Annotated in this window: 4 protein-coding genes and 1 pseudogene; 3 read left to right on the plus strand and 2 right to left on the minus strand. The window is 42.6% G+C overall.

Annotated features, from left to right (window positions below; translation table 11 throughout):
- The first annotated feature begins 17 nt into the window (after positions 1 to 17).
- Entirely contained in the window at positions 18 to 632 is a 615-nt protein-coding gene (locus DP117_RS13455) for a hypothetical protein (RefSeq protein WP_169218813.1), read from the plus strand.
- A 94-nt stretch (positions 633 to 726) separates the two neighbouring features.
- Here the strand turns inward: DP117_RS13455 and DP117_RS13460 are convergent, their stop codons facing one another.
- Together DP117_RS13460 and DP117_RS13465 are read right to left on the minus strand one after the other, a co-directional pair.
- Positions 727 to 1365, minus strand: a complete 639-nt coding sequence (locus tag DP117_RS13460; protein WP_248277652.1) for a hypothetical protein — start codon at positions 1363 to 1365, stop codon at positions 727 to 729.
- A gap of 116 nt (positions 1366 to 1481) precedes the next feature.
- Positions 1482 to 1673, minus strand: coding sequence for a hypothetical protein (locus DP117_RS13465; RefSeq protein WP_169218814.1), 192 nt, complete (start codon positions 1671 to 1673; stop codon positions 1482 to 1484).
- A 234-nt stretch (positions 1674 to 1907) separates the two neighbouring features.
- Here DP117_RS13465 and DP117_RS13470 point away from each other — a divergent pair, with 234 nt between their 5' ends.
- The gene (locus tag DP117_RS13470) at positions 1908 to 5180 is read left to right on the plus strand and encodes a HEAT repeat domain-containing protein (protein ID WP_169218815.1); all 3273 of its coding nucleotides are present in this window, start codon (positions 1908 to 1910) and stop codon (positions 5178 to 5180) included.
- A 780-nt stretch (positions 5181 to 5960) separates the two neighbouring features.
- Positions 5961 to 6320, plus strand: a pseudogene (locus tag DP117_RS13475) (PBS lyase); the annotation flags it as partial.

The following is a 6320-nucleotide window of genomic DNA, read 5'->3' on the forward strand; positions in this document are numbered from 1 at the left end:
TTACTTGAGTTCTCGTCATGGCTAAACCCAAAATTCTTCAGGAAAACCGAGACTACACGTTCGGTTCGTACTTTGAGATGAATTATGAGCCTGATGAAATCTTAGCAGAGCTTGGTTATCAGTTGATTGGTCAGTTGCTGTCCTTGCCAAGAACGAATAAAGAACTCGATAGACTAGCTGATTTACAAGACCGCATTGAAAGAACACTACCACGAGTCAGTCTGACGAGCGAAACTGCTCGCAGAGAAACTTTAGTTGCTCCTATTTTACTAGAGGTTGCGACATACTACTGTGACTGCCAGTTAAGAATTGAATATTCACTGACAGTCAATAATTGGCTAAAGGGAAACTTAGATTATTTATTACGCTCAACCCAAAGTCTTTTAGTTGTAGAAGCTAAAAATGATGATATCACCAGAGGTTTTACCCAACTTGCCGTAGAACTGATTGCTCTTTCTAAAATAGAAGAGCAAGAGGTGTTTTATGGTGCAGTTACAATTGGTGAAGTTTGGAGATTTGGGATATTAAGAGTGAACTCGCAACAGATTATTGAGGATATCACCTTATATTCGCTACCTGATGATTTAGAAGAGCTAATGACGATTTTGGTAGGGATTGTTGAGAGGTCTTGAAGTTACAGCAGAATCATTCTTCAGAAGTCAGAAGCGGAGCAAGGAAAGCTCCGCTCCTGACTCCTGACTCCTGAATTCTGCTGTAAAACATCTTCTAAACATCACTAATTATCTTTTTTAAGATAGCATTCACATCTGTTCTTCTCAAACAGCTTCCATAGATTTCCTCAAACGATTGAATTGCTGCTTGGTATGTTTTTTGTGAATCATATTGCTTCTCAAAATATTCACCATCTTTATAACCGTATACAATGAGGTTTGAATCAATTTTTTTCAAAAATGGTTGAACAATAGGAATTGGTTTTAAACTCTGAAAATATCCAGTTATATAACCATAGAAAAAGCTGAAAAAATAGTTAATCTCTTGCCTGGAGAATTCCAAAGCGAATGGCTCACGCAATTTTTCAGTATCATAATCGTTGATACCATTTTCCAGGATTCTATATATACTGAAGTAAACAGTACTTCGATGGTCATAAATACGCATCAAGTAAAAGAAATCTCCTCTCGCCTTCTTGACCACCAGTAAGATTGGAAAACAGAAAGAGCCTTTCCAATCATCAAAGAAATCACTACTGTCTCCAAATAGCCACTCTAAGGTGACAAATAGTTCTGCTAAGTTCAGCCTATCCTCTTTCTCTCGCTCAAAAAGATAAAGTTCTATGTAAAAGCTGTAATCATCTGCTATTGGGAGACTATTCGAGCGTAACTTTTGGTATTCTGTAGTATCCAAACTCCAAAGCTGATAATTGATTCCCCTAGAGTGCAAGTCAATTTTGTTTCGCTCTTTTAGTTGCCTGACTACCTGCTTCATAAGTTTGATGGCATAATTAATAACAAAGGAACTTGTCATTCCTCAATTATCATGACTTCCTTTCCAGGAATATACCTAACAGGTAGACCTTCATTTATTTCTCTTGGTTCCCAGTCATAAGGTTCATAACGACTCAAGTGAGATAATTGACACTCTTCAGCCGCAGCAAGTGCATCGTCTGATAGGTGTTCTAGTTTTTCAACAATTTGTTCTTTGAGAAAATCCATGATGATGTGCTACAAATTATAGTTTATACTAGGAATAGTATGGACATTATCATCTGACGAGAGTGTATTAAGACAAAGATTCAGCAACAGCTCATTCGGAATTTGAACGAACGGAAATGAAGATAAATATAAAGATGAAACTCTCATAGAATTGTTTATCTAAGAACATTGAGTCATAAAACGACTTAACCTTATCTGAGAGCGGTGTCTTTCCTTCTTCCTCGCTCTGTCCCTATGCTGAAAACTAACCAAAAAATCAGAAAGCTATCTCCCATTTTCCTTTTTCCTTTCACTGTTTTTCTTGTTCTTCTGTTATCTCTTCCTTGGGTAAATGCCAAAGAAGCGCCCAAACCCAAGCCGCAAGATTGGGAGATAAAAGGTATTGTCGCAGCGCTAAGAGATCCAGGCGCTAACGTAAGATTGAAAGCAGCGGACAAGTTGGCATTATATCAACTAGATAACCCCAACTCGCTCATTCAAAATTATAAAGATGTGGTGGATGAGCTTGGCAAGCAGTTGGAAGACAAAGACGCGGTTTCTCTGAACGCCGCAGCAGTTGCATTGGGACAGATGCAAGCCAAAGATTATACCTCAAAGATTGCCGAACTGCTCAAAAATTCTGACATCAATGTTCGTTCTGCTGCAGCAGCTGCGCTGGGACAAATGCAAGCCAGAGAGTATGCCTCAACGCTTGTTGAATTACTCAAAGATTCTGACATCAATGTCCGTAATGCTGCAGTAGAAGCGCTAGGACAGATGCAAGCCACAGAAGTCGCCCCAACAGTTGTCGAACTTCTCAAAAATTCTGACGTCAGTGTTCGTAATGCAGCAGTAGAAGCGCTAGGACAGATACAAGCTACAGAGTATACCTCAACACTTGTCGAACTGCTCAAAGATTCTGACATCAGTGTTCGTAATGCTGCAGCCGAAGCACTAGGACAGATGCAAGCCAAAGAAGTTGCCCCAACGCTTGTCGAACTGCTTAAAGATTCTAACATCAGTGTCCAGTATGCCTCAGCAAGAGCATTAGGGCAGATGCAAGCTACAGAAGTTGCCCCAAAAATTGCCGAACTGCTCAAAGATTCTGACTCAAGTGTTCGTAATGCTGCAGCAGATGCACTAGGACAGATACAAGCTAAAGAGTATACCTCAACGCTTGTTGGACTCCTCAAAGACGTCAGTGTTCGTAATACTGCACTAGAAGCGCTTGGGCAGATGCAAGCCAAAGAGTATGCCCCAAACAAAGTTGCCGAACTGCTCAAAGATTCTGACATCAGTGTTCGTAACACCGCAGCATTTGCATTGGGGCAGATGCAAGCCAAAGAAGTTGCCCCAAACAAGATTGCCGAACTGCTCAAAGATTCTGACTCAAGTGTTCGTAATACCGCAGTAGTTGTATTGGGGCAGACGCAAGCCAAAGAAGTCGCCTCAAAGAAGATTGCTGAGTTGCTCAAAGATTCTGACATTAGTGTTCGTAATGCTGCAGCACTTGCATTGGGGCAGATGCAAGCCAAAGAGTATGCCTCAACGCTTGCTGAACTGCTCAAAAATTCTAACATCAGTGTCCGTTATACCGCAGCAAGAGCACTGGGGCAAATGCAAGCCAAAGAGTATGCCCCACAACTTGCCGAACTGCTCAAAGATTCTGACTCAAGTGTTCGTAATGCCGCAGTAGAAGCACTCGCAAAGCTAGAACAGCAAGATTTCTCGTTTGTTGTGCAAGTTCTGGACGTAGTTCAGCAATATCCTTCTGAAGTTGGGCAGCTCAGATTCTTAGCTCATTTTATAGGTAGTGGGGAGCAAGATGTAGAACCTCTGATGCAATGGGTTGGTAAGCCCAAAAGTAAACCAGAAAAATTGACTCGCGAACAGGGTAAGAAAACAATGGAAGTTTTCGAGAAAACTTGGAAACTGAGTGAGTCTCTGCCCGACTTGCGACAAGAACTAGCAGCAGAAATTGCCGAAGTTGCTAAAAAAGTTTCTTGGAAAGCACAAGACATCACTTTACTTCAAAATCATTATAAGCGCCTCCAAAAAGCCAAATCCACTCAGGCTGATGCAGTCAAGTCAGTTATAAATAATCTGGAGTTTTGGAAGTACTTTTTCAAAGCACGAAACACCATCCTCATTCATGCTAGCTTTTGGCTTGCCCTCATCTTTGCTTATCCCAAATTTCCCCAAATCCAAGCAATCTTTTTCTGGAACCCTTGGGTACGTCGCATTTTGGGTGTTGGCTACGTCGGCTTTCTCCTCACCTGGGTTCCCTTTCTGCGCCGCAAACTGTTTGAACCGTTTAAGCCTTCGCTACTCGCAGATGCAGGGTTAGATAATTTCAACCTTCAAGCATACTTCCCAGAATCTAAGGTGAAATATTTGGGATTATTAGGATCAGGAAAAAACAAAGCTATTACCGAAGCATTGCCCAAGATTAATGGGCAAATTGTCTTAATCGGTGATTCTGGCTTAGGCAAGTCAATGTTTCTGCGCTATCTAGCAAAAACCTCCGAGCAAATAGTCGTCTACTTACCTGCCCAAAAATGTGAAAAAGGTGTGATTGAGGCAATTCAAGCAAAGCTACATGGACACGCGCAAGATGCAGAATTCCTCAAAAACTTGATTTACAGTGGCGCGATAGATATCTATATTGATGGACTCAACGAAGTCACGGCTGACACGCGGGCAAAAATCACCCAGTTTGTTGAGTTCTATTTCCGGGGTAATATCATCATGACAACCCAGCCCTTGGAATGGATACCTCCGTCAACAGCAAAGGTATATGAATTGCAACCTCTTGAAGGCGAACAAATTGAGCAGTTTTTGAGTTTGCGTCAGTTGCGACTGCCCAAAGATGCCAAAGTACAAGGTGATAAATATCAGCAAGCTTACAAGAACTATTTAGCAGATGCTCTTAAAGAACAGCAATCCCCTGAAGAGTTAGATGCAGCACAAAAAATTCTTTCTAACCCAATGGATTTATCACTAGTTGCCTTGATGCTATCACAAGGTAAACAGCCCAATTTGTTTTATCTACAAGAAGAACAATACAATTTGATGGCAGCAGAATACCAGCGAGAATGGAATCAGGAATTTCCGTTAAAGAAATTTTCTGAAGCAGTGTATGAAATGCGACTGAATGAGCAACAAGCGCTCCCTGCAGATGAATTTTATCAAGCTTTAATTTCTTTAGAAGACGAGAAATATAAAATGGTCGTCAGCCGTCAGTGGCTGGATGACAAAGGAGAAGCGAAGAAAGAATGGTATTTTCGCCATGACAAAATTATGGATTTCTTCCTTTTGCAAAACTTTTTAGGCAAAGGTGAAGAAGTGGAAAAACGTTTAATTGACCACATGACTAAACCGCATTTTCACGGAGTTTACTATTTACTCGCAACCTTGCTAGAGTTGGATGCGGCTAAAGAATTGCGGGAGAGGTTGATTCAATACGCTGCGAATATTAAAGATCATGCAGTGAGTGATACATTTGTGCAGTTGTTGAGAGCGAGATGATACCTGTTAATACTCAAAATTCCTTCTGGTGCGAGACGCACTCGCGCTCAAAACCTCACCCTGCCCTGTCGGGCATCCCTCTCCTTGCTGAACCTCACCCTGCCCTGTCGGGCATCCCTCTCCTTGCTGAACCTCACCCTGCCCTGTCGGGCATCCCTCTCCTTGCTAAGGAGAGGGAAAGATTTTAGCGCAGCTAAAAGCGAGGGCCAACTCGTCCAACTCGTTCCCATGCTCTGCATGGGAATGCAGTACAGGAGGTTCCGCCTCCCAATGATTATATTGCAATACGCTTGGGTTAAGCATTTTTTCTCTTCTGTTTTCTTCTCTGGTGCGCTCTCTGTCTTGGAAAGCTCTGAGCCTCGCTCCTTTGAGGAGCTTACGCGCTCCGGAGGAAACCTCCGCTCAGACTTTCCGCTGCGCCTGGTGCGGTATGCCCTCCGGGCACGCTACGCGCTCCGTTAAAAAATTAACTTTGACAAAGAGTTTTAGCCTTAACTGAACCGTATTGGATTATATTGAGGCAGCAGCCCACAGTTATGCATTCCCTGGCAGAGCCAGGGAACGAGGAATGCAGAGCCAGGGAACGAGGAATGCAGAGCCAGGGAACGAGAAGCAGCAACAACTCAACCGGAATCTACCTGAAATAAGATGAAGAAGAAGTAAAAGATAAAACTTTTGCTCTCAAGTGAATATAATTGTTTCTTTGGAAACATGAGTCATTTAACGACTTAATATTATATCGAGAGCGGCATCTCCCCCTCTTCCTGGCTGTGTCCTCCAATGCTGAAAACTGCCCGCAACACTAGAAAGCTGTTTCCCTTTCTCCTTTTCCCTTTCATTCTTGTTCTTATTCTCCTTTTCTCCCTGTCTTGGGTGATTGCCAAAGAAGCACCCAAGCCCAAGCCGCAACTGTGGCATATTAACGGCATAGTCGCTGCCCTCGACGATGGCTATGACAGAGTGAAGCAATATGCTTTGGAAAAATTAGCAGAATATAAGCCGCAAGACTTGAAAAACGTGGTGAAGAAACCGGAGGATATTGCTCAGAAAGCTGCCAACATCCTCAAAGATGAAAAAGTTGACTACAACCTTCGTTATGGTGCGGCAGTGGCATTGGGCAACCTGGGGGAAGCTGCGGCG

The sequence above is a fragment of the Brasilonema sp. UFV-L1 genome, from assembly GCF_012912105.1.
Taxonomy (GTDB): domain Bacteria; phylum Cyanobacteriota; class Cyanobacteriia; order Cyanobacteriales; family Nostocaceae; genus Brasilonema.